The sequence below is a fragment of the Anoxybacillus sp. genome (genome assembly GCF_036834105.1).
Taxonomy (GTDB): Bacteria; Bacillota; Bacilli; order Bacillales; family Anoxybacillaceae; genus Anoxybacillus.
Genome location: NZ_DAITON010000018.1, coordinates 1 through 19,451, shown reverse-complemented (window position 1 = coordinate 19,451; position 19,451 = coordinate 1). Strand labels below are relative to the sequence as shown.

Annotated in this window: 21 protein-coding genes and 1 pseudogene; all 22 read left to right on the top strand. The window is 44.4% G+C overall.

The genetic code is table 11. The features are described from left to right. Positions 1 to 52: 52 nt before the first annotated feature. On the top strand, positions 53 to 289 hold the full coding sequence (gene acpP, locus V7Z64_RS03620; protein ID WP_003394967.1) for an acyl carrier protein: 237 nt from the start codon (positions 53 to 55) through the stop codon (positions 287 to 289). 69 nt (positions 290 to 358) lie between these two features. Then, positions 359 to 1,075 carry a ribonuclease III gene (gene rnc / locus V7Z64_RS03615; protein ID WP_003394965.1) on the top strand — a complete coding sequence of 239 codons (717 nt, stop codon included), beginning with the start codon at positions 359 to 361 and terminating at the stop codon, positions 1,073 to 1,075. Positions 1,076 to 1,134: 59 nt separating this feature from the next. After that, positions 1,135 to 4,695, top strand: a complete 3,561-nt coding sequence (smc, locus tag V7Z64_RS03610) for a chromosome segregation protein SMC (RefSeq protein WP_297988980.1) — start codon at positions 1,135 to 1,137, stop codon at positions 4,693 to 4,695. 6 nt (positions 4,696 to 4,701) lie between these two features. Then, positions 4,702 to 5,700: a signal recognition particle-docking protein FtsY gene (gene ftsY, locus V7Z64_RS03605; RefSeq protein ID WP_297988977.1), complete on the top strand. Its 999-nt coding sequence runs from the start codon at positions 4,702 to 4,704 to the stop codon at positions 5,698 to 5,700. 71 nt (positions 5,701 to 5,771) lie between these two features. After that, a complete protein-coding gene (locus V7Z64_RS03600) occupies positions 5,772 to 6,104 on the top strand; it encodes a putative DNA-binding protein (protein WP_297988974.1) in 333 nt (110 codons plus the stop codon). A gap of 12 nt (positions 6,105 to 6,116) precedes the next feature. Then, a complete protein-coding gene (gene ffh, locus V7Z64_RS03595; protein ID WP_297988972.1) occupies positions 6,117 to 7,457 on the top strand; it encodes a signal recognition particle protein in 1,341 nt (446 codons plus the stop codon). Positions 7,458 to 7,552: 95 nt separating this feature from the next. Beyond that, positions 7,553 to 7,825 carry a 30S ribosomal protein S16 gene (gene rpsP, locus V7Z64_RS03590; RefSeq protein ID WP_003394954.1) on the top strand — a complete coding sequence of 91 codons (273 nt, stop codon included), beginning with the start codon at positions 7,553 to 7,555 and terminating at the stop codon, positions 7,823 to 7,825. A gap of 9 nt (positions 7,826 to 7,834) precedes the next feature. Next, on the top strand, positions 7,835 to 8,062 hold the full coding sequence (locus V7Z64_RS03585; protein ID WP_297988968.1) for a KH domain-containing protein: 228 nt from the start codon (positions 7,835 to 7,837) through the stop codon (positions 8,060 to 8,062). A gap of 48 nt (positions 8,063 to 8,110) precedes the next feature. After that, on the top strand, positions 8,111 to 8,494 hold the full coding sequence (locus tag V7Z64_RS03580; protein WP_297988965.1) for a YlqD family protein: 384 nt from the start codon (positions 8,111 to 8,113) through the stop codon (positions 8,492 to 8,494). Then, positions 8,494 to 9,015 (top strand): ribosome maturation factor RimM, encoded by a 522-nt coding sequence (rimM, locus tag V7Z64_RS03575; RefSeq protein ID WP_297989076.1) that lies wholly within the window; start codon positions 8,494 to 8,496, stop codon positions 9,013 to 9,015. The genes V7Z64_RS03580 and rimM overlap by 1 nt, the downstream gene beginning before the upstream one ends. After that, positions 9,012 to 9,749, top strand: coding sequence for a tRNA (guanosine(37)-N1)-methyltransferase TrmD (gene trmD, locus V7Z64_RS03570; protein ID WP_297988963.1), 738 nt, complete (start codon positions 9,012 to 9,014; stop codon positions 9,747 to 9,749). The genes rimM and trmD overlap by 4 nt, the downstream gene beginning before the upstream one ends. A gap of 124 nt (positions 9,750 to 9,873) precedes the next feature. Further along, positions 9,874 to 10,218, top strand: coding sequence for a 50S ribosomal protein L19 (gene rplS / locus V7Z64_RS03565; protein ID WP_003394943.1), 345 nt, complete (start codon positions 9,874 to 9,876; stop codon positions 10,216 to 10,218). 72 nt (positions 10,219 to 10,290) lie between these two features. Continuing rightward, a complete protein-coding gene (gene lepB / locus V7Z64_RS03560) occupies positions 10,291 to 10,842 on the top strand; it encodes a signal peptidase I (protein ID WP_297988959.1) in 552 nt (183 codons plus the stop codon). A gap of 16 nt (positions 10,843 to 10,858) precedes the next feature. Beyond that, entirely contained in the window at positions 10,859 to 11,713 is an 855-nt protein-coding gene (gene ylqF / locus V7Z64_RS03555) for a ribosome biogenesis GTPase YlqF (protein ID WP_198525500.1), read from the top strand. Positions 11,714 to 11,780: 67 nt separating this feature from the next. Beyond that, complete coding sequence (locus V7Z64_RS03550; protein ID WP_297988956.1) at positions 11,781 to 12,551, top strand: ribonuclease HII; 771 nt, start codon at positions 11,781 to 11,783, stop codon at positions 12,549 to 12,551. A 1-nt stretch (position 12,552) separates the two neighbouring features. After that, positions 12,553 to 13,722: a hypothetical protein gene (locus V7Z64_RS03545; RefSeq protein WP_297988954.1), complete on the top strand. Its 1,170-nt coding sequence runs from the start codon at positions 12,553 to 12,555 to the stop codon at positions 13,720 to 13,722. Next, positions 13,719 to 13,982, top strand: a complete 264-nt coding sequence (locus tag V7Z64_RS03540) for an EscU/YscU/HrcU family type III secretion system export apparatus switch protein (protein WP_297988950.1) — start codon at positions 13,719 to 13,721, stop codon at positions 13,980 to 13,982. Before V7Z64_RS03545 ends, V7Z64_RS03540 begins: the two co-directional genes overlap by 4 nt. A gap of 118 nt (positions 13,983 to 14,100) precedes the next feature. Next, a complete protein-coding gene (sucC, locus tag V7Z64_RS03535) occupies positions 14,101 to 15,261 on the top strand; it encodes an ADP-forming succinate--CoA ligase subunit beta (protein WP_003394931.1) in 1,161 nt (386 codons plus the stop codon). A 19-nt stretch (positions 15,262 to 15,280) separates the two neighbouring features. After that, complete coding sequence (gene sucD / locus V7Z64_RS03530) at positions 15,281 to 16,183, top strand: succinate--CoA ligase subunit alpha (protein ID WP_297988947.1); 903 nt, start codon at positions 15,281 to 15,283, stop codon at positions 16,181 to 16,183. 61 nt (positions 16,184 to 16,244) lie between these two features. Continuing rightward, positions 16,245 to 17,132 carry a DNA-processing protein DprA gene (dprA, locus tag V7Z64_RS03525; RefSeq protein ID WP_297988945.1) on the top strand — a complete coding sequence of 296 codons (888 nt, stop codon included), beginning with the start codon at positions 16,245 to 16,247 and terminating at the stop codon, positions 17,130 to 17,132. Between the two features lie 104 nt (positions 17,133 to 17,236). Continuing rightward, positions 17,237 to 19,306: a type I DNA topoisomerase gene (gene topA, locus V7Z64_RS03520; RefSeq protein WP_297988942.1), complete on the top strand. Its 2,070-nt coding sequence runs from the start codon at positions 17,237 to 17,239 to the stop codon at positions 19,304 to 19,306. A 45-nt stretch (positions 19,307 to 19,351) separates the two neighbouring features. Beyond that, a pseudogene (locus V7Z64_RS03515) lies at positions 19,352 to 19,451 on the top strand (FAD-dependent oxidoreductase); the annotation flags it as partial.

The window sequence follows — 19,451 nt, the reverse complement described above, 5'->3', positions numbered from 1 at the left end:
GTTTTATTTTCTGATATAATTCAGTATAATGACTTGAGGGGAGGTGAATAAAATGGCAGACGTATTAGAGCGTGTAACGAAAATTATCGTAGATCGCCTTGGCGTAGAAGAGTCGCAAGTGACGCTCGAATCTTCATTTAAAGAAGATTTAGGAGCAGACTCTCTTGATGTTGTTGAGCTTGTTATGGAGTTAGAAGATGAGTTTGATATGGAAATTTCAGATGAAGAGGCGGAGAAAATCGTTACTGTAGGTGATGCAGTTAACTACATAAAAAGCCGTCTATCATAATATGCAAAGTCCCGTTTTGTAAGCGGGGCTTTCTATGCTTTTTACGTTTACAGTTGGGGGTTCATATGCATGTCGAAGCAACGACCGTACATGAAATTTAAACAGTTTCAAGAGCAAATTGGCATTTTTTTTCGCGATGAAAAATTGCTTATGCAAGCATTTACCCATTCATCATATGTGAATGAGCATCGAAAGCGGCTACATGAAGACAACGAGCGCCTTGAATTTTTAGGAGATGCTGTCCTTGAATTGACCGTTTCGCAATATTTATTTGAACAATTTCCACAAATGAGCGAAGGGGAGCTGACGAAGCTGCGGGCGGCGATCGTTTGTGAGCCATCGCTTGTCATGTTTGCCCATGCGCTATCGTTTGGCGAGCTCGTTTTACTCGGTAAAGGAGAGGAGCTGACAGGCGGGAGAACACGTCCATCGTTGCTAGCTGACGCGTTTGAAGCGTTTATTGGGGCGCTCTATTTAGATCAAGGCATGGAAGCGGTCGTCCAATTTTTAGGGAAAACGATGTTCCCAAAAATTCGCGAAGGTGCTTTTTCTCATGTGATGGATTATAAAAGCCAACTACAAGAGCTCGTGCAACGCGATGGCAGCGGAGTTTTAGAATATAAAATTTTGCAAGAAAAAGGTCCTGCACATAATAAAGAGTTCGTATCGCGCGTATCGTTAAACGGTGAGGAGCTTGGCGTTGGCGTTGGACGCTCGAAAAAAGAAGCAGAGCAGCGCGCCGCGCAAATGGCATTAGCCAAGCTAAAACAATCACAACAAGGCTGATCCGGTGCGAAAGGACAGCCTTGTTTGTTGTCATATCTTTTAGATAAAGGGGGATATATGTGTTCCTCAAACGATTAGAAGCGATTGGGTTTAAATCATTTGCCGACCGCATTTCGATCGATTTTGTTCCGGGGATGACGGCCATCGTCGGTCCGAACGGAAGCGGGAAAAGCAACATTACAGATGCGATTCGCTGGGTGCTTGGAGAACAATCTGCCAAGTCGCTTCGCGGGGCGAAAATGGAAGATGTCATCTTCTCCGGAAGCGAATCGCGCAAGCCGCTGAACGTAGCGGAAGTCACATTAACGCTAGATAATAGCGATCAGTTTTTGCCGCTTGAGTACGAAGAAGTGAGCGTAACACGGCGCGTATATCGCTCAGGAGATAGCGAATTTTTCATTAACAAACAGCCGTGCCGTTTAAAAGATATCGTCGATTTATTTATGGATTCAGGCGTTGGCCGTGAAGCTTTTTCAATCATTAGCCAAGGAAAAGTAGAAGAAATTTTAAGCAGCAAACCAGAAGACCGACGCATGATTTTTGAAGATGCGGCAGGCGTGTTAAAATATAAAATGAGGAAAAAAAAGGCTGAACATAAATTAAGTGAGACAGAAGATCATTTACAACGTGTGCAAGACATTTTACACGAATTAAACCAGCAGCTTGAGCCGTTGAAACAACAAGCGTCGATTGCTAAAGAATATATCGAGAAAAAAGAACAATTGCAGACGTACGAAGTTGGCTTAATCGTCTATGAAATCGAACAGCTACACGAAAAATGGGAAGCGTTAAAAGCCCAGCTTGCCTTGCATGAACAAAAGGAGCTGGAACTAGCGACGACGCTACAAAAAGAAGAAGCGCACGTTGCTGAGCTGCGTCATGAATTGGCGGCACTCGACGAGTCGATTGATGGTTTGCAGCAAGTGTTGTTGCTTGTAAGCGAAGAACTCGAAAAAATGGAAGGGAAAAAACAATTATTAAAAGAACGGAAAAGCCATGCGCATAAACAGCAGCAACAAATGGAACAAACGATGGCGCAGCTCGCTGAACGCGAGCGTTCGCTTGAAGCGATGATTGCTGAAAAAAAGAAACAGCTTCAACAACTTCAAAAAGAGGTGCAAACGCTCCAAGCGGAGCTAAAAGAAAAAAATGACGTGCTGTTAGCTTATGGTCCGAAAGCGGAAGCGGAAATTGAACGGCTAAAGAGCGAATATATTGATCTCGTTCATGAGCAAGCGACGTTAAAAAATGAACGGACGCATATAGAAGCGCAGCTGCAAAAAAATGAGCATAAACAACGGCAGCTCATTGCAGCGAACGATGAACATATTCAAGCGTACGAACGTATCGTTGACGAATGGGAGGAGAAACGACAACGCATTGACGAGCTGCAAGAGCGCATCGCTAAACAAGAAGAAGTCATCCAAAGCGAAGAGCAACAATTAACGTTACGAAAAGAGAAATATCGTAAAAAGGAAGCGACGCTATATGAGGCGTATCAATACGTTCAAAAGCTAAAATCGAGGAAAGAAATGCTTGAAGCGATGCAACAAGAGTACGCTGGATTTTTCCAAGGCGTAAAAGAAGTATTAAAAGCAAAGCATCGTCTTAAAGGTATTCATGGGGCGGTTGTTGAGCTTATGACCGTGCCATCGGAATTAGAAACAGCGATCGAGGTGGCGCTCGGTGGGGCGGCGCAACATATCGTCGTTGAAAACGAACAAAGTGCCCGTGAGGCGATTCAATTTTTAAAACATCACGCAGCAGGAAGGGCGACATTTTTGCCGCTCAACGTCATTCAGCGCAAGTCGCTCCCTTCATCCGTTCTAGCGGAAATCGCCAAACACCCAGCTTACGTTGGCGTTGCTTCGGAGTTAATTTCTTATAGCGCGACGTACGAGCAAGTGATGACAAATTTGCTCGGCACAGTCATTATTACGCGCGACTTAAAAGGAGCAAACGAACTCGCCCGTCAACTTCAATATCGTTATCGCCTCGTTACGCTTGAAGGAGATGTTGTAAATCCGGGTGGGGCGATGACGGGAGGAACGGTAAATAAACAGACGAGTTCCTTATTCAGCCGTGCCCGTGAGTTAGAAGAAGTCACAGCTAATTGGCGCGATGTTGAGCGAAAAACGGTGGAACTTGAACAGCTTGTGCAGCGCGAAAAAGAAGCGATTGCGCAAGCAGAACAGCGACGGACAGCGCTTTATGATGAACTAGAAGCTCGTCGCATGACGTTGCAAGAAGAAAAAAGCGCATGGACGGAGCTCGATCTTCGTAAAAAGCATTTCGATGAACGGTTAGCTGTATACCGCTATGAGCGGCAAACGCTTGAAGAAGAAAAAGAAGAGCTAACGGCTCGCCTTCATCACGTCGTGCAATCGCTTGAAACGCTTCAAAAAAACATCGCTTCCATTGATGAACAAGTGAAGCAATGGACTGAAAAAAAACAGCAAGAACAACAATCAAAAGAACAAATGCAAGAACAGCTTACCGCTTTGAAAGTCGCGCTGGCAGAAAAGCAAGAGCACGTCAGAAACGAACAACAACACGTGCTTCGGCTGATCGAGGAGCAGGAAGAAACGAAACGAGCTCGCGAGCAACTAGAATGTGAGCGCAATGAGCTTGTCCATCATATGAACGAGCAAACGGAAGATGAACAACAACTTGAACGAATATGTGAAGAAAAAACGAGACAAAAAGAAGAAACAACGCAGCTTATTGCTACTCGGCGTGAGCAGCGGTTACATTACCAAACGAAACTTGAACAGCTAGAAAAAGAAATAAAAGAATGGAAACGTCAACATAAACAACTAACCGATACGTTAAAAGACGAAGAAGTGAAACTGGCTCGTTTAGATATGGAATTAGACCATTTGTTAAACCGTCTTCGTGAAGAATACAAACTGTCGTTTGAAGCAGCAAAAGAAGCATTTCCACTCAACATTCCAGCACAAGAAGCACGGAAAAAAGTAAAGCTCATTCAACTTGCTATTGATGAGCTTGGAACAGTTAATCTTGGCGCCATCGAGGAATATGAACGTGTATCAGAACGCCATCGCTTTTTAACAGAACAGAAAGAAGACTTACAGCGCGCAAAAGATACACTTTATCAAGTCATTGATGAAATGGACGATGAAATGAAGCGACGATTTGCGACGACGTTTGAACTCATTCGCGCGCAATTTGCACGCGTGTTTGTCGAGCTGTTTGGAGGGGGCAAAGCAGATTTGAAGCTTACGGACCCGAACGATTTACTTCATACAGGTGTCGATATTGTCGCACAACCGCCGGGAAAAAAACTGCAACATTTAAGTTTACTATCAGGCGGTGAACGGGCATTAACAGCTATCGCGCTTTTATTTGCAATTTTAAACGTTCGTCCTGTTCCGTTTTGTGTGCTCGACGAAGTAGAAGCTGCCCTCGATGAAGCGAACGTACAACGATATGCAAAATATTTAAAGAAATTTAGCAGCGAAACGCAATTTATCGTCATTACTCATCGGAAAGGAACGATGGAAGAAGCCGATGTATTGTACGGGGTCACGATGCAACAATCAGGTGTATCGAAACTTGTTTCTGTTCGATTGGAAGAAGCAGCTGGAAAGAAAGGATGAGAAACGGTGAGCTTTTTTAAAAAGTTAAAAGAAAAAATCGCAAAACAAGCAGATACAGTAACGGAAAAGTTTAAGCGAGGTTTAGAAAAAACGCGCGATTCGTTCGCGGGAAAAGTGAACGATTTAATCGCCCGCTATCGCAAAGTGGACGAAGAGTTTTTTGAAGAGCTAGAAGAAATTTTAATCGCCTCAGACGTCGGCGTTGCTACTGTGATGGAGTTCATCGACGAGCTGAAAATGGAAGTAAAGCGCCGCAACATTCAAGACCCGAAAGACATGTATAGCGTCATTTCCGAAAAACTCATTGATATATATCAAGCGAGCGGCGATGAAAAAACAGAACTAAATATCCAATCAAGCGGCTTAACGGTCATTTTATTTGTCGGTGTAAACGGCGTCGGAAAAACGACGACGATCGGAAAGCTTGCGCACAAATTAAAGAACGAAGGGAAAACAGTCATGTTGGCAGCTGGCGACACGTTCCGGGCAGGTGCAATTGAACAGCTTGAAGTGTGGGGTGAGCGAGTCGGTGTCGAAGTCATTAAACAATCGGCTGGGTCGGATCCGGCTGCGGTCATGTACGATGCTATTCAGGCGGCTAAATCGCGCAACGTCGACGTTTTATTATGCGACACAGCCGGCCGTTTACAAAATAAAGTCAACTTAATGAAAGAGCTTGAAAAAGTGAGACGCGTCATTGAACGTGAAGTGCCGGGCGCACCGCATGAAGTATTGCTTGTGTTAGATGCAACGACAGGACAAAATGCGATGAGCCAAGCGAAAACGTTTAAAGAAGCGACAAACGTGACGGGCATTGTACTGACGAAACTGGACGGCACGGCTAAAGGTGGCATCGTATTGGCGATTCGCCACGAGTTAAACATTCCGGTGAAGTTTGTCGGTTTAGGGGAAAAAATGGACGATCTAGAGCCATTTAACGCAGAACAATTCGTTTATGGGTTATTTGCACCGTTTATGGAACGTGAGGAAGTGCAAGGAGAATAACTTGACAGCATCGCACAAAACATATAAACTAAAGTCATGTAAAGGCGTTTCACTTAACAGGGGGGAGTTTCATGCTAGAGAAAACAACGAGAATGAACTATTTATACGATTTTTACCAATCGTTGTTAACACCGAAGCAACGAAACTATATGTCCCTTTATTATTTAGACGATTACTCCCTCGGTGAAATTGCCGAAGAGTACGAAGTGAGTCGTCAAGCGGTGTATGATAACATTAAACGGACGGAAGCGATGCTAGAAGACTACGAGCAAAAATTGTTGCTCTTTCAAAAGTTTCAGCAGCGGCAAAAACTGCTACATGTATTAAAAGCGCGCATTGCCGAGCGCTATCCGAACGATGAAGAGCTGATGAGGCTCGTTGTGGAGTTGGAGAAATTAGAGTAGGGGGCGGTAACGATGGCATTTGAAGGATTGGCCGACCGTCTGCAACATGTCATGAATAAAATTCGTGGCAAAGGCAAAGTCACGGAAGCCGATGTAAAAGAAATGATGCGCGAAGTACGGCTAGCGCTATTAGAAGCTGACGTCAATTTTAAAGTCGTCAAAGACTTCATAAAAAAAGTGAGCGAACGGGCTGTCGGACAAGAAGTGATGAAAAGCTTAACCCCAGGACAGCAAGTCATCAAAGTCGTGAAAGAAGAATTGACGGAGCTGATGGGGGGAGAAAATAGCAAAATCGCTGTAGCGAGCCGCCCGCCAACTGTCGTCATGATGGTCGGGTTACAAGGGGCAGGAAAAACGACGACAACGGGGAAGCTAGCGAATGTATTGCGCAAAAAACATAATCGTAAACCGTTGCTCGTCGCAGCCGACATTTATCGGCCGGCAGCGATTAAACAGCTTGAAACGTTAGGGAAACAGCTCAACATTCCTGTTTTTTCTCTCGGCGATCAAGTGAGTCCTGTTGAAATTGCGAAACAAGCGATTGCGAAAGCAAAAGAAGAACATCATGATTACGTCTTAATTGATACGGCCGGCCGGCTTCACATTGACGAAGCGCTCATGGACGAATTAAAGCAAATCAAAGAAGTGGCGAAGCCGGATGAAATTTTCCTCGTCGTCGATGCGATGACAGGGCAAGATGCGGTCAACGTCGCCCAAAGCTTCAACGAACAGCTTGGGCTGACGGGCGTCATTTTGACGAAACTCGATGGTGATACGCGCGGTGGAGCAGCATTGTCCATTAAAGCGGTCACGAATACGCCGATTAAATTTGTCGGAATGGGCGAAAAGCTCGATGCGCTTGAGCCGTTTCACCCCGAGCGAATGGCGTCACGCATTTTAGGCATGGGCGACGTATTGACGCTAATCGAAAAAGCGCAAGCGGCCGTCGATGAAGAAAAAGCAAAAGAGCTAGAGCAAAAAATGCGCACGGCATCATTTACACTTGACGACTTTTTAGAGCAACTAGGACAAGTGCGTAAGCTCGGTCCGCTTGATGAAATTTTAAAGATGTTGCCGGGCGCAAATAAAGTGAAAGGTCTTAACAATATACACATCGATGAAAAGCAAATTAGTCGGGTAGAAGCAATTATTCGCTCGATGACGAAAGAAGAAAAAATGAACCCAGACATCATCAACTCTAGCCGCAAAAAGCGAATTGCGAAAGGAAGCGGAACGACAGTACAAGACGTTAACCGCTTGCTTAAACAATTTGATGAGATGAAAAAGATGATGAAAATGATGACGACGATGCCAAAAGGGAAAAAGAAAGGGTTCCGTTTCCCGTTTATGTAAACAAAATAACAGTGTTAAGAAAAAACACTTTACAAACAAAACGTTTATTGCTAATATACTATCTTGTGTGAAATATTTTCGGAGGTGCTACAATTATGGCAGTGAAAATTCGTTTAAAACGTATGGGTGCAAAAAAATCACCATTTTATCGTATCGTTGTTGCAGATTCTCGTTCTCCACGTGACGGTCGTTTCATCGAAACAATCGGCACATACAATCCGTTGACAGAGCCTGCAGAAGTTAAAATTAACGAAGAGCTTGCATTAAAATGGTTGCAAAACGGTGCGAAACCATCTGACACGGTACGCAACTTACTTTCAAAGCAAGGCATTTTAGAGAAATTCCACAACTTAAAGTACGGAAAGTAATGTTCGACAATGAAAGCGTTGCTTGAGACAATTGTTCGGTCACTTGTCGATCATCCGGAATGCGTCGTCGTTCGCGAAACGGAACAACAACAATCGATCACGTATTCGATTGCCCTTCATCAAGAAGATGTAGGGAAAGTGATCGGGAAGAACGGGCGAATCATTCAAGCGATTCGCACCGTAGTTCAAGCAGCTAACGAGTCGAAAAAGCGAATAGACGTACGCATCGAAGAGTAAGGGAGAGGGACATACCTCCCCTTTTTTCGTTCAGAAAGGCGGTGCGCCATGAAAATTATTCAAAAAGTGGAAGTGAGACAGCGATTAACTGAGAACAGTAAGCAGCAACTCATTCAACAATTTATGCAACAAAAACAACAACTGGAACAACAATGTGCGCAACTCATCTTTGAACAAAAGCGAATGGAAAAGCACACTTCGTTTTCACGAAAGCAAATAAAAGACAAGTTTGAACGCGAAATAAGCGTTCGTCGTCAAAAAATAGAAGAGCTTGATTTCCTTCTTGAGCAATTGCGCATATTACCGATAGGAAGTGAAATAAAAGAAAGAGATGTCGAGGCGATCATCGACGTCCAAATAGGGATGCGATGGGAGTCTCCGAAAACGATTGTCATTGAAGATGGAATCGTTGTCGACATACGTGAGGGGTGATCGTTGTGAAATGGTTTCATGTCGGAAAAATTGTAAATACGCACGGCATTCGCGGTGAAGTGCGCGTCATTTCACGCACCGATTTTGCTGAAGAACGATATAAAAAAGGAAATGTATTATATATTTTTATGGAAAACGAGCCGCCAGTCGAAGTAAAAGTGGCGAGCCATCGTGTGCATAAGTCATTTGATTTGTTAACGTTTGAAGGGTATGAAAACATTAACTTAGTTGAAAAGTTTAAAGGGGCGATCATTAAAGTGCCCGAAAGTCAACTTCAGCCGCTTGCTGAAGGGGAGTATTATTTTCACGAAATTATCGGCTCTGTCGTTGTCACGGAAGATGGTGAAACGATTGGTGAAGTGAAAGAAATTTTAACGCCAGGGGCGAATGACGTATGGGTTGTTAAGCGGAAAAAAGGCAGCGATGTGCTCATTCCATATATTGAAGATGTTGTTAAACAAGTCGATGTGAAAAATAAGATGATTACGATTCATGTAATGGAAGGGTTGCTTGACGAATGAAAATCGATGTGCTCACTTTATTTCCAACGATGTTTACCGGCGTGCTGAATGAATCCATTTTAAAGTGGGCGCAAGAGAAAGGAGCTGTCACGTTTCGGCTCGTCAACTTTCGCGAGTTCGCCGATAATAAACATCAAACAGTGGACGATTATCCTTATGGCGGTGGTGCAGGCATGGTATTAAAGCCGCAGCCGATTTTTGATGCGGTTGATCATTTAACAAAACAGAGCGAACATCGTCCGCGCATCATTTTACTTTGTCCACAAGGGGAACGATATACGCAAAAAAAAGCGGAAGAGCTGGCGAAAGAACAACATATCATTTTCATTTGCGGACATTATGAAGGATATGACGAGCGCATTCGAGAGCATGTAGTAACGGACGAAATTTCGATTGGAGATTACGTCCTAACGGGTGGAGAACTCGCGGCTATGGTCGTTATCGATAGTGTTGTTCGCTTGCTTCCCGGCGTGCTCGGCAATGAACATTCGCCTGTACTTGACTCGTATAGCTCCGGTTTGCTCGAACATCCACATTATACGCGCCCTGCAAATTTCCGCGGCATGAAGGTGCCGGACGTTCTTCTTTCCGGCAATCATCGCTTAATTGAAGAATGGCGCCAAAAAGAGTCGTTGCGTCGCACATGGTTGCGCCGTCCAGATTTACTTGAGACGTATGAACTAACGGAACAACAAAAAAAATGGATCGAACAATGGGAAAAAAATGAGCGGTAACTCTTGCATCCGGTACATCTTTATGCTAGTATAAACGTTGTGACTTACGTCGCATGAAAACGATGTTCCGCTGCTATGAACAAGAAGCATAAGCATGAGCATCTGTTGGAAGGAGATGAATATGATGCATCATTTAATTCAAGAAATTACAAAAGAACAACTACGTAACGATCTTCCTGAATTCCGCCCTGGTGACACTGTGCGCGTGCACGTGAAGGTTGTTGAAGGAAACCGTGAACGTATCCAAGTATTTGAGGGCGTTGTCATCAAGCGTCGTGGTGGTGGAATTAGCGAAACATTTACAGTTCGTAAAGTATCTTACGGTGTAGGTGTTGAGCGTACGTTTCCATTACACACGCCGAAGATTGCCAAATTAGAAGTTGTTCGTCGCGGTAAAGTTCGTCGTGCGAAGTTGTATTACTTGCGTCAACTCCGCGGTAAAGCAGCACGCATCAAAGAGATCATCTAACAAAAGAAATGATTGCGAGGAGCTTGATCATCAAGCTCCTTTTTCAACATGTATCATATAGGTGGGAGAAGGATGGAAAAACAAAAAAACGAATGGTTTGAATGGGTAAAAGCAATTCTTATTGCTGTTGCGCTGGCAGGAGGCATTCGCTACTTCATTTTTGCCCCGATTATTGTTGAAGGGGAATCGATGATGCCGACGTTACATAACCAAGATCGGATGATCGTCAATAAAATCGCATATAAAATTGGCGAACCGGAACGATTTGATATCATTGTTTTTCATGCAGAGGAAGGAAAAGATTATATTAAGCGCGTCATTGGGCTTCCGGGCGATCGCATCGAATATAAAAACGACACGTTGTACGTCAATGGAAAGCCATATAAAGAGCCGTACTTAGACGAAGAGAAAAAGCAACTGTTTGACGGTCCGCTAACAGAGTCGTTTACACTTGAAGAATTATGGGGAGAAAAAACAGTCCCAAAAGGGCATTTATTCGTGCTCGGAGATAATCGTCGCTATAGTAAAGATAGCCGCCATATCGGATTTATTCCGATGGAAAAAGTGGTAGGCAAAACGTCGGTCGTCTATTGGCCTCTTTCGGATGCCCGCATTGTTGAATAACATCATAATAAAGTAGGTGGCAGCGATGACGATTCAATGGTTTCCCGGTCATATGGCGAAAGCAAAGCGGGAAGTAACAGAAAAATTAAAACTGATTGATATTGTATTTGAGCTTGTTGATGCCCGCATTCCTCTTTCCTCACGCAACCCGTTAATTGATGAAATTGTTGCTAATAAACCGCGCATCATGTTGCTCAATAAAGCAGATATGGCTGACCCGGACGTCACAAAACAGTGGATTGCCTTTTTCGCTACGCAACAAATCGAGGCTATTGCGATCGACTCTCAAAGCGGAACGGGTGTGAAACAAATTGTTGCAGCCGCGAAGGAGCGGTTGCGTCCAAAATTCGAAAAGATGGCAGCGAAAGGGATAAAACGCCCACGTGCGATGCGCGCATTAATTGTCGGAATTCCAAATGTAGGAAAGTCAACACTCATTAATCGGCTAGCAGGAAAGCATATCGCAAAGACGGGCGATAAACCAGGAGTGACGAAAGCACAACAGTGGATTAAAGTCGGCAAGGAGCTTGAATTGCTTGATACGCCGGGAATTTTATGGCCAAAATTTGAAGATGAAGAAGTTGGATTAAAGCTCGCAACGACAGGGGCGATTAAAGATACGATTTTAAATTTGCAAGACGTTGCCGTATATGCGTTGCGCTTTTTAACGGCGCATTACCCTGATCGTTTAAAAGAACGGTACGCTCTTTCTCATATTCCGGAGGACATCGTCCAACTATTCGACGAAATCGGTAAAAGACGAGGTTGCCTCGCTTCTGGCGGCGTCGTCGATTACGATAAAGTAGCTGAGCTCGTATTGCGCGATATTCGCACAGAAAAATTAGGACGGCTTAGTTTCGATCGCCTGTAAGGTTCGCATATGCGAGCCTTTATTTTTTTATGAATGAGCCGATATAACATGTAAGGAGTGATTGCGCATGAACGTGCAAGAGATTAAACAACGACTACAAACGATTCACGATGAAACAGACGAATGGTTTCAACAACTATTACATGACGAGCGAAAAGGCGTCCAACGCCTCGTTCAACAATGGTATAAACAAAGGGAAACAGAACAACGCGAGCGGGAACGTTTTTTGCATATGTTGCAATATGAACGGTCGCTATACGAACGAGGTGTCCGCTATATTGCTGGTGTAGATGAAGTCGGGCGCGGACCACTTGCCGGTCCGGTTGTTGCTGCTGCGGTCATTTTGCCACAAGATGTGTTTCTTCCGCATTTAGATGATTCAAAAAAGCTATCGGAAACGAAGCGAGAACAACTGTTTTCTCTCATTCAACAAACCGCGCTTGCGATCGGCATCGGTGTCGTCAGTGCCCGTGAAATTGATGAATTAAACATTTATGAGGCGACGAAAAAAGCGATGGTCGAAGCCGTTCAGTCGCTTTCTGTCGTTCCAGAACATTTGCTTATTGACGCGATGCATATCCCACTATCGATTCCGCAAACGTCAATCATTAAAGGGGATGCACATAGTGCGTCTATTGCAGCAAGCTCGATTATAGCGAAAGTGACGCGCGATCGCATGATGAAGCAGTTAGGTGACAAATATCCACAATACGGATTTGAGCGGCATATGGGATATGGAACGAAAGAGCATTTGCAAGCCATTGAACAATATGGAGTGATTGAGGAACATCGCCGCTCATTTGCACCAATTCGCGAGCGATTCAAGCGAGGGGAATGAAATGAACGTTCAATGGTTGCGCACGTTATTTGATGAAGCGCAAACGAACCGCCTACCGAAAGCACCAACGTTCCAAGTAGGGGATATTGTATATGGGAAAATCGAAAAAATAAATGAAGATCGTACAGCGCTCGTTCGAATCGGAACGCATATGCTTACCGCTCATTTGCAATCGCCAGCTAAAGAAGGTGGGGCATATACGTTTCAAGTGCAACAAGCCTCCCCTCTGCTGCTAAAAATGTTGCCGCAAACGGCAAAAACGGCAGATGAAGAAAGTGTCATCCGTCACTTTCGGTTACCGACAAACGAACAAACAAAAGCGCTTGTGCGCTGGATGATCGACCAATCCTTTTCGTTCAAGACGAATGATATAGCGTTGCTTCGGCAATGGATGAAAACAGGAGGGGAAAAAGAAGCGCAAGCGATCAAATGGCTTCTTATGCACGACTTGCCATTTCAAGACGATGTGTTTCGCGCGCTCGTCGCTTTGCAGCATGATAAGCCGTTATACGAGCAACGGATGATGCTCGCTCAAATGATTGAACGGTTGCCACCGAATGAAACGTTAACGAAACTTGCCTCATTTTTGCGCAATATGCCGAAGCTTTCCTCCTTTTCACCAGAACGAGTTTATGAACTGCTCAAACAGGTGATCAAGCAACAAGATGAATCGTTCGCTTTATTGCAATCAGCAGCGGCTGAAGCGACCGGCGAGTTGAAAGAAGAGATCGTATCGCTATTCGAGCGCATGAAGGGGCAACAGTTACTATCGACAAATGATCTGCCGCTTCGACATCTTTTTACTCAATTTCCGTTGCTCATTGGAACGCACGCAACCGACGTGACGATTCAATGGCGCGGGAAACAACGTGAAAACGGAAAAATCGATACAGACTATTGTCGCATGTTATTTTATTTAACGATGGCGACGTTAAAGGAGACGATCGTCGATGTTCACATTCAACAACGCATCGTCCATATTTCCGTCGTCAATGACACGCCGCATTTATCGTCGTACGTCTCAGCGCTTGAGCCGTCGTTAAAAAAACAACTTGCCGAGCATGGTTACACGCTTTCGACCGTTCATGTCAAAGTGCCAGAGCGCACTTCGACAAAGAAACGATTGGTCGTCGAACCATTTTCATACAAAGGGGTGGATTATCGCATATGACACGAAAACGTGCTATTGCTCTGTCGTACGATGAGCAACATGTCGCCCCTATCGTTGTCGCAAAAGGGGAGGGGGCGGTTGCTGAGCGCATCATTGAAAAGGCGAAACAATACGACGTCCCCGTTTACGAAGACGAAACGCTTGCCGCGATGCTCGGCCAATTACAGCTAAACGAAACGATTCCAGAAGAGCTGTACAAAGTTGTCGCCGAAGTATTCGCGTTTATTTATCAAGTCGAAAAAAAGGTGGAGGAGCGATGATCATGCTCCTTTTTTTTTTCGTTAAAGAATTTTCTGTCTAAATGGTAGACAACTGACAAAGTATCATTATACAATGAAAGCGCTAGTACTTTTATTTTTATACATAGGAGGATGGGGTATGAATATTCATGAGTATCAAGGAAAAGAGATCCTCAGAAGCTACGGAGTAAGCGTGCCGAACGGCCGTGTGGCGTTTACGGTTGAAGAAGCGGTCGAAGCGGCAAAAGAGCTCGGCAGCAATGTTTGTGTCGTTAAAGCGCAAATTCACGCTGGCGGTCGCGGAAAAGCAGGGGGTGTAAAAGTCGCAAAAAGCCTAGAGGAAGTTCGTACATATGCGAGCGAATTGCTCGGAAAAGTGCTTGTGACGCATCAAACAGGTCCAGAAGGAAAAGAAGTGAAGCGCCTGTTAATCGAAGAAGGATGCGACATTAAAAAGGAGTATTACATCGGGCTTGTTGTTGACCGTGCGACGTCCCGCGTAGTATTAATGGGATCAGAAGAAGGCGGAACAGAAATCGAAGAAGTGGCTGCAAAAACGCCGGAGAAAATTTTTAAAGAGTATATCGACCCAGCTGTCGGCCTACAAGCGTTCCAAGCGCGCCGCATGGCATTTAACATCAATATTCCGAAAGAGCTTGTCAATCAAGCTGTAAAATTTATGTTAGGCTTATATCAAGTGTTCGTTGAAAAAGATTGCTCAATCGCTGAAATTAACCCGCTTGTCGTAACGGGTGATGGAAAAGTAATGGCGCTTGATGCGAAACTTAACTTTGATTCAAACGCGTTATACCGCCATAAAGACATTTTAGAATATCGCGATTTAGACGAAGAAGATCCAAAAGAAATTGAAGCGTCAAAATACGATTTAAACTACATTTCGCTCGATGGGAACATCGGCTGCATGGTTAACGGTGCAGGCTTGGCGATGGCGACGATGGACATCATTAAATATTACGGTGGCGAGCCGGCAAACTTTTTAGATGTTGGTGGCGGTGCGACGACAGAAAAAGTAACAGAAGCGTTTAAAATCATTTTATCTGACCCGAATGTGAAAGGTATTTTCGTTAACATTTTCGGGGGCATTATGAAATGTGACGTCATCGCGAATGGAATTGTTGAGGCAACGAAACAAGTTGGTTTAAACCTTCCGCTCGTCGTTCGTTTAGAAGGAACGAACGTTGAATTAGGGAAAAAGATTTTAGAAGAATCCGGATTAAATATTACAGCCGCTGAATCGATGGCAGACGGCGCGCAAAAAATCGTTTCGCTAGTAAGCTAATAGAAGGGATGGGAGAAACGTGAGCGTTTTTGTTAATAAAGATACGAAAGTCATTGTACAAGGAATTACAGGTTCACAAGGGTTGTTTCATACGAAACAAATGATTGAGTACGGCACAAACATTGTTGGTGGGGTAACACCAGGAAAAGGTGGCACGGAAGTTGAAGGGGTACCTGTGTTTGATACGGTTTCTGAAGCGGTTGAAAAAACAGGTGCGAACGCCTCTGTCATTTACGTTCCGCCAGCATTTGCTGCCGATGCGATTATGGAAGCTGTCGATGCGGAAATCGATTTAGTTGTTTGTATTACAGAAGGCATTCCGGTATTAGACATGGTAAAAGTGAAGCGCTATATGGAAGGAAAGAAAACGCGCTTAATCGGACCAAACTGCCCTGGCATCATTACGCCAGAAGAATGCAAAATCGGCATTATGCCGGGCTATATTCATAAAAAAGGCCATGTCGGTATCGTTTCCCGCTCCGGTACGTTAACGTACGAAGCTGTCCATCAGTTAACACAAGCAGGAATCGGTCAATCAACGGCGGTCGGTATTGGCGGTGACCCAGTCAACGGTACAAACTTCATCGACGTATTAAAAGCGTTTAACGAAGATGAAGACACATACGCGGTCATTATGATCGGTGAGATTGGCGGAACGGCGGAAGAAGAAGCGGCAGAATGGGTAAAAACAAACATGACAAAACCGGTTGTCGGCTTTATCGGCGGCCAAACAGCTCCTCCAGGAAAGCGCATGGGACATGCCGGCGCGATCATTTCTGGCGGAAAAGGAACGGCTGCAGAAAAAATTAAAACGATGACAGCATGCGGCATTAAAGTCGCAGAAACGCCAGCAGTCATTGGTGAAACGTTAATTTCTGTATTAAAAGAGCGCGGCTTATACGAAAAGTGCAAAACACATTAATCGTCATATCGTCCTAGGGCATGTTCCTTAGGACGATTTTTATAAAAAGAGGAGGGATATGATGTACGATACATTCCGAGAAAGGCTTATTCATTTGCATCATTGCCGCGGCGTTGGCTGGAAAAGTATAGCACAATTACTCCGCTTTGATTCATCGTTAACTTCCATCTTTCACCTTTCTCCTCATGAATTGCAACGATTACTTCCAATCTCGCAAAAACATTTCACTGTATTTTTCCATGATTTGCATTGTCACAAATTGAAACGTATGATAAAAACATATGAGGAGCAAAACATTCGTATTGTGACAATAGCGGATGAAAGTTACCCTCATTGGCTAAAACATATATACGATCCGCCGTGGGTACTATATGCGAAAGGGAACATACAATTGTTAACACGACGCAAAATGATTAGTGTCGTCGGAACACGGATGCCTACTCGGCAAGGAATGATAGCGATGCAAACGATCGTTAAGCCGCTTATTCAAAACGGCTGGGTCGTTGTTAGCGGATTGGCAAAAGGGATTGATGCACAGGCGCATCGTTTATGTTTGCAATATGACGGTGAAACGATTGCCGTTATTGCCGGGGGATTCAATTATATATATCCACCTGAAAACGAATCATTGTTTCGACAGCTAGCGACAACACAGCTTATTCTTTCTGAATACCCGCCGGTTGTCCGCCCACAAACGTGGCATTTTCCGATGCGCAACCGCATCATTGGCGGCTTATCTGTCGGTACGCTCGTCGTGCAAGCGAGGGAGCGGAGCGGTTCGCTCATTACCGCTCATTTTGCGTTACAGTACGGAAGAGAAGTGTTTGCGCTCCCGGGCGACATATTGACAAAAGAGGCGTTTGGGACGAATCGGCTCATTCAACAAGGGGCGAAATTAGTACTAGCGAGCGAGGATATTGAAGAGGAATTTCGACACCTTTTTACATGAATGAAAGAAAAAATCGAAAAATGATGTTTGACAAATGAATACATCATCATTAATAATAATGAAGATTTTACTTTACGAATTACCTCTTAAGGGAGGACAAAATGATGTCAGACTACTTAGTCATTGTAGAGTCGCCGGCGAAGGCGAAAACGATTGAGAGATATTTAGGAAAAAAGTATAAAGTAAAAGCATCGATGGGACACGTACGTGATTTGCCAAAAAGTCAAATGGGCGTTGATATACAAAACGACTATGAGCCGAAGTACATTACGATTCGCGGAAAAGGATCGGTCATTAAAGAATTGAAAGCGGCGGCGAAAAAAGCAAAAAAAGTATTTCTTGCAGCCGACCCCGATCGTGAAGGGGAAGCGATCGCTTGGCATTTAGCCCATCTCCTTGATTTAAACATTGATTCACAATGCCGCGTCGTGTTTAACGAAATTACAAAAGATGCGATTAAACAATCGTTTGAACATCCGCGCGCCATCAATATGCACTTAGTTCATGCCCAGCAAGCTCGGCGTGTGCTCGATCGTCTCGTCGGCTACAATATTAGCCCGTTGCTTTGGAAAAAAGTAAAAAAAGGATTAAGTGCCGGGCGCGTGCAATCTGTTGCGCTTCGCTTAATTATCGATCGAGAAAAAGAAATTCAATCATTCCAACCAGAAGAGTATTGGACGATTCAAGGAACGTTTGTAAAAGATAATGATGTATTTGAGGCGCAATTTTATCGCTTGAACGGTGAAACGTTCGACGTAAAAACGGAGCAAGATGTACAACATGTGTTAAGCCACATCCAAGGAAACGAATTTGTCGTCACATCGGTAACGAAAAAAGAACGAAAACGAAATGCTGTTGCACCGTTTATTACATCGTCTTTACAACAAGAAGCGGCGCGGAAATTAAACTTCCGCACGAAAAAAACGATGATGGTTGCCCAACAGCTATACGAAGGGATCGACCTTGGAAGTGAAGGGACGGTCGGTTTAATTACATATATGCGTACAGACTCGACGCGCGTATCCGAAAGCGCTCAACAAGAGGCGATTCAGTATATTGAACAGACGTTCGGCACATCATATGTACCAACAGAAAAAAGAAAAGAAAAACAAAAAGCGAACGCCCAAGATGCGCACGAAGCGATTCGTCCAACGTCCGTCTGGCGCCATCCAAACGCGATTAAGCCGTACGTGACGCGCGATCAATATCAGCTGTACAAACTCATTTGGGAGCGCTTTATCGCAAGCCAAATGGCGCCGGCTGTGCTCGACACAGTAGCAGTGGAACTATCAAACGAAACTGTCATCTTTCGTGCGACCGGTTCGACGGTTAAGTTTCCAGGCTTTATGAAAGTGTATGTGGAAGGGACGGATGATCCGAAAGACGAACAACAACGGTTGCTGCCGGATTTTGTTGAAGGGGAACGCGTATTTAGTAAAGACATTGAAGGAAAGCAACATTTCACGCAGCCCCCACCACGTTACACGGAAGCTCGGCTCGTAAAAACATTAGAAGAACTTGGTATCGGTCGCCCATCGACGTACGCTCCAACGCTTGATACGATTCAAAAACGAAATTACGTCACGCTTGAGAATAAGCGTTTCGTTCCGACGGAGCTTGGTGAAATTGTACTAGATTTAATGATGCAATTTTTCCCGGAAATTTTAGACGTTGAATTTACAGCGAAAATGGAAAAAAATTTAGATGACATTGAAGATGGAAAAGTCGAATGGGTACGCATCATTGATGAGTTTTATCGCGAGTTTGAAAAACGGTTAAAAATCGCTGAAGTTGAAATGGAGAAAGTCGAAATTGCAGATGAAGCGGCAGATGTGGACTGCGACGTATGCGGTAGCCCGATGGTATATAAAATGGGGCGCTTTGGGAAGTTCATCGCTTGCTCCAATTTTCCACAATGTCGAAATACGAAAGCGATCGTCAAAGATATTGGCGTGAAATGCCCACGTTGTCATGAAGGGAACATCGTTGAACGAAAAAGTAAAAAGAAGCGTATGTTTTACGGTTGCGATCGTTTTCCAGCGTGCGACTTCGTGTCATGGGATAAACCGATCAATCGCCCGTGCCCGAAGTGCGGCGGCATGCTTGTTGAGAAAAAAGGGAAAAAGAGCATGCACATTCAATGTACGCAGTGCGAATATCACGAACAACAGTAAGGTGAGGCGAATACCCTCACCCATTTTATCGAGGAGGGAATATAGATGGAAGTAACAGTCATTGGAGCAGGATTAGCATGAAGTGAGGCGGCATGGCAACTCGCGAAGCGCGGCATTCGCGGCAAATTATATGAAATGCGCCCGG

Bases quoted from the DNA above. Each gene is read 5' to 3' on its own strand.
- acpP (WP_003394967.1), top strand. From the start codon at position 53: ATGGCAGACGTATTAGAGCGTGTAACGAAAATTATCGTAGATCGCCTT.
- V7Z64_RS03585 (WP_297988968.1), top strand. From the start codon at position 7,835: ATGAAAGCGTTGCTTGAGACAATTGTTCGGTCACTTGTCGATCATCCG.
- rnc (WP_003394965.1), top strand. From the start codon at position 359: ATGTCGAAGCAACGACCGTACATGAAATTTAAACAGTTTCAAGAGCAA.
- topA (WP_297988942.1), top strand. From the start codon at position 17,237: ATGTCAGACTACTTAGTCATTGTAGAGTCGCCGGCGAAGGCGAAAACG.
- V7Z64_RS03600 (WP_297988974.1), top strand. From the start codon at position 5,772: ATGCTAGAGAAAACAACGAGAATGAACTATTTATACGATTTTTACCAA.
- sucC (WP_003394931.1), top strand. From the start codon at position 14,101: ATGAATATTCATGAGTATCAAGGAAAAGAGATCCTCAGAAGCTACGGA.
- rpsP (WP_003394954.1), top strand. From the start codon at position 7,553: ATGGCAGTGAAAATTCGTTTAAAACGTATGGGTGCAAAAAAATCACCA.
- lepB (WP_297988959.1), top strand. From the start codon at position 10,291: ATGGAAAAACAAAAAAACGAATGGTTTGAATGGGTAAAAGCAATTCTT.
- rplS (WP_003394943.1), top strand. From the start codon at position 9,874: ATGCATCATTTAATTCAAGAAATTACAAAAGAACAACTACGTAACGAT.
- V7Z64_RS03540 (WP_297988950.1), top strand. From the start codon at position 13,719: ATGACACGAAAACGTGCTATTGCTCTGTCGTACGATGAGCAACATGTC.
- V7Z64_RS03580 (WP_297988965.1), top strand. From the start codon at position 8,111: ATGAAAATTATTCAAAAAGTGGAAGTGAGACAGCGATTAACTGAGAAC.
- V7Z64_RS03545 (WP_297988954.1), top strand. From the start codon at position 12,553: ATGAACGTTCAATGGTTGCGCACGTTATTTGATGAAGCGCAAACGAAC.
- dprA (WP_297988945.1), top strand. From the start codon at position 16,245: ATGTACGATACATTCCGAGAAAGGCTTATTCATTTGCATCATTGCCGC.
- V7Z64_RS03550 (WP_297988956.1), top strand. From the start codon at position 11,781: ATGAACGTGCAAGAGATTAAACAACGACTACAAACGATTCACGATGAA.
- trmD (WP_297988963.1), top strand. From the start codon at position 9,012: ATGAAAATCGATGTGCTCACTTTATTTCCAACGATGTTTACCGGCGTG.
- ffh (WP_297988972.1), top strand. From the start codon at position 6,117: ATGGCATTTGAAGGATTGGCCGACCGTCTGCAACATGTCATGAATAAA.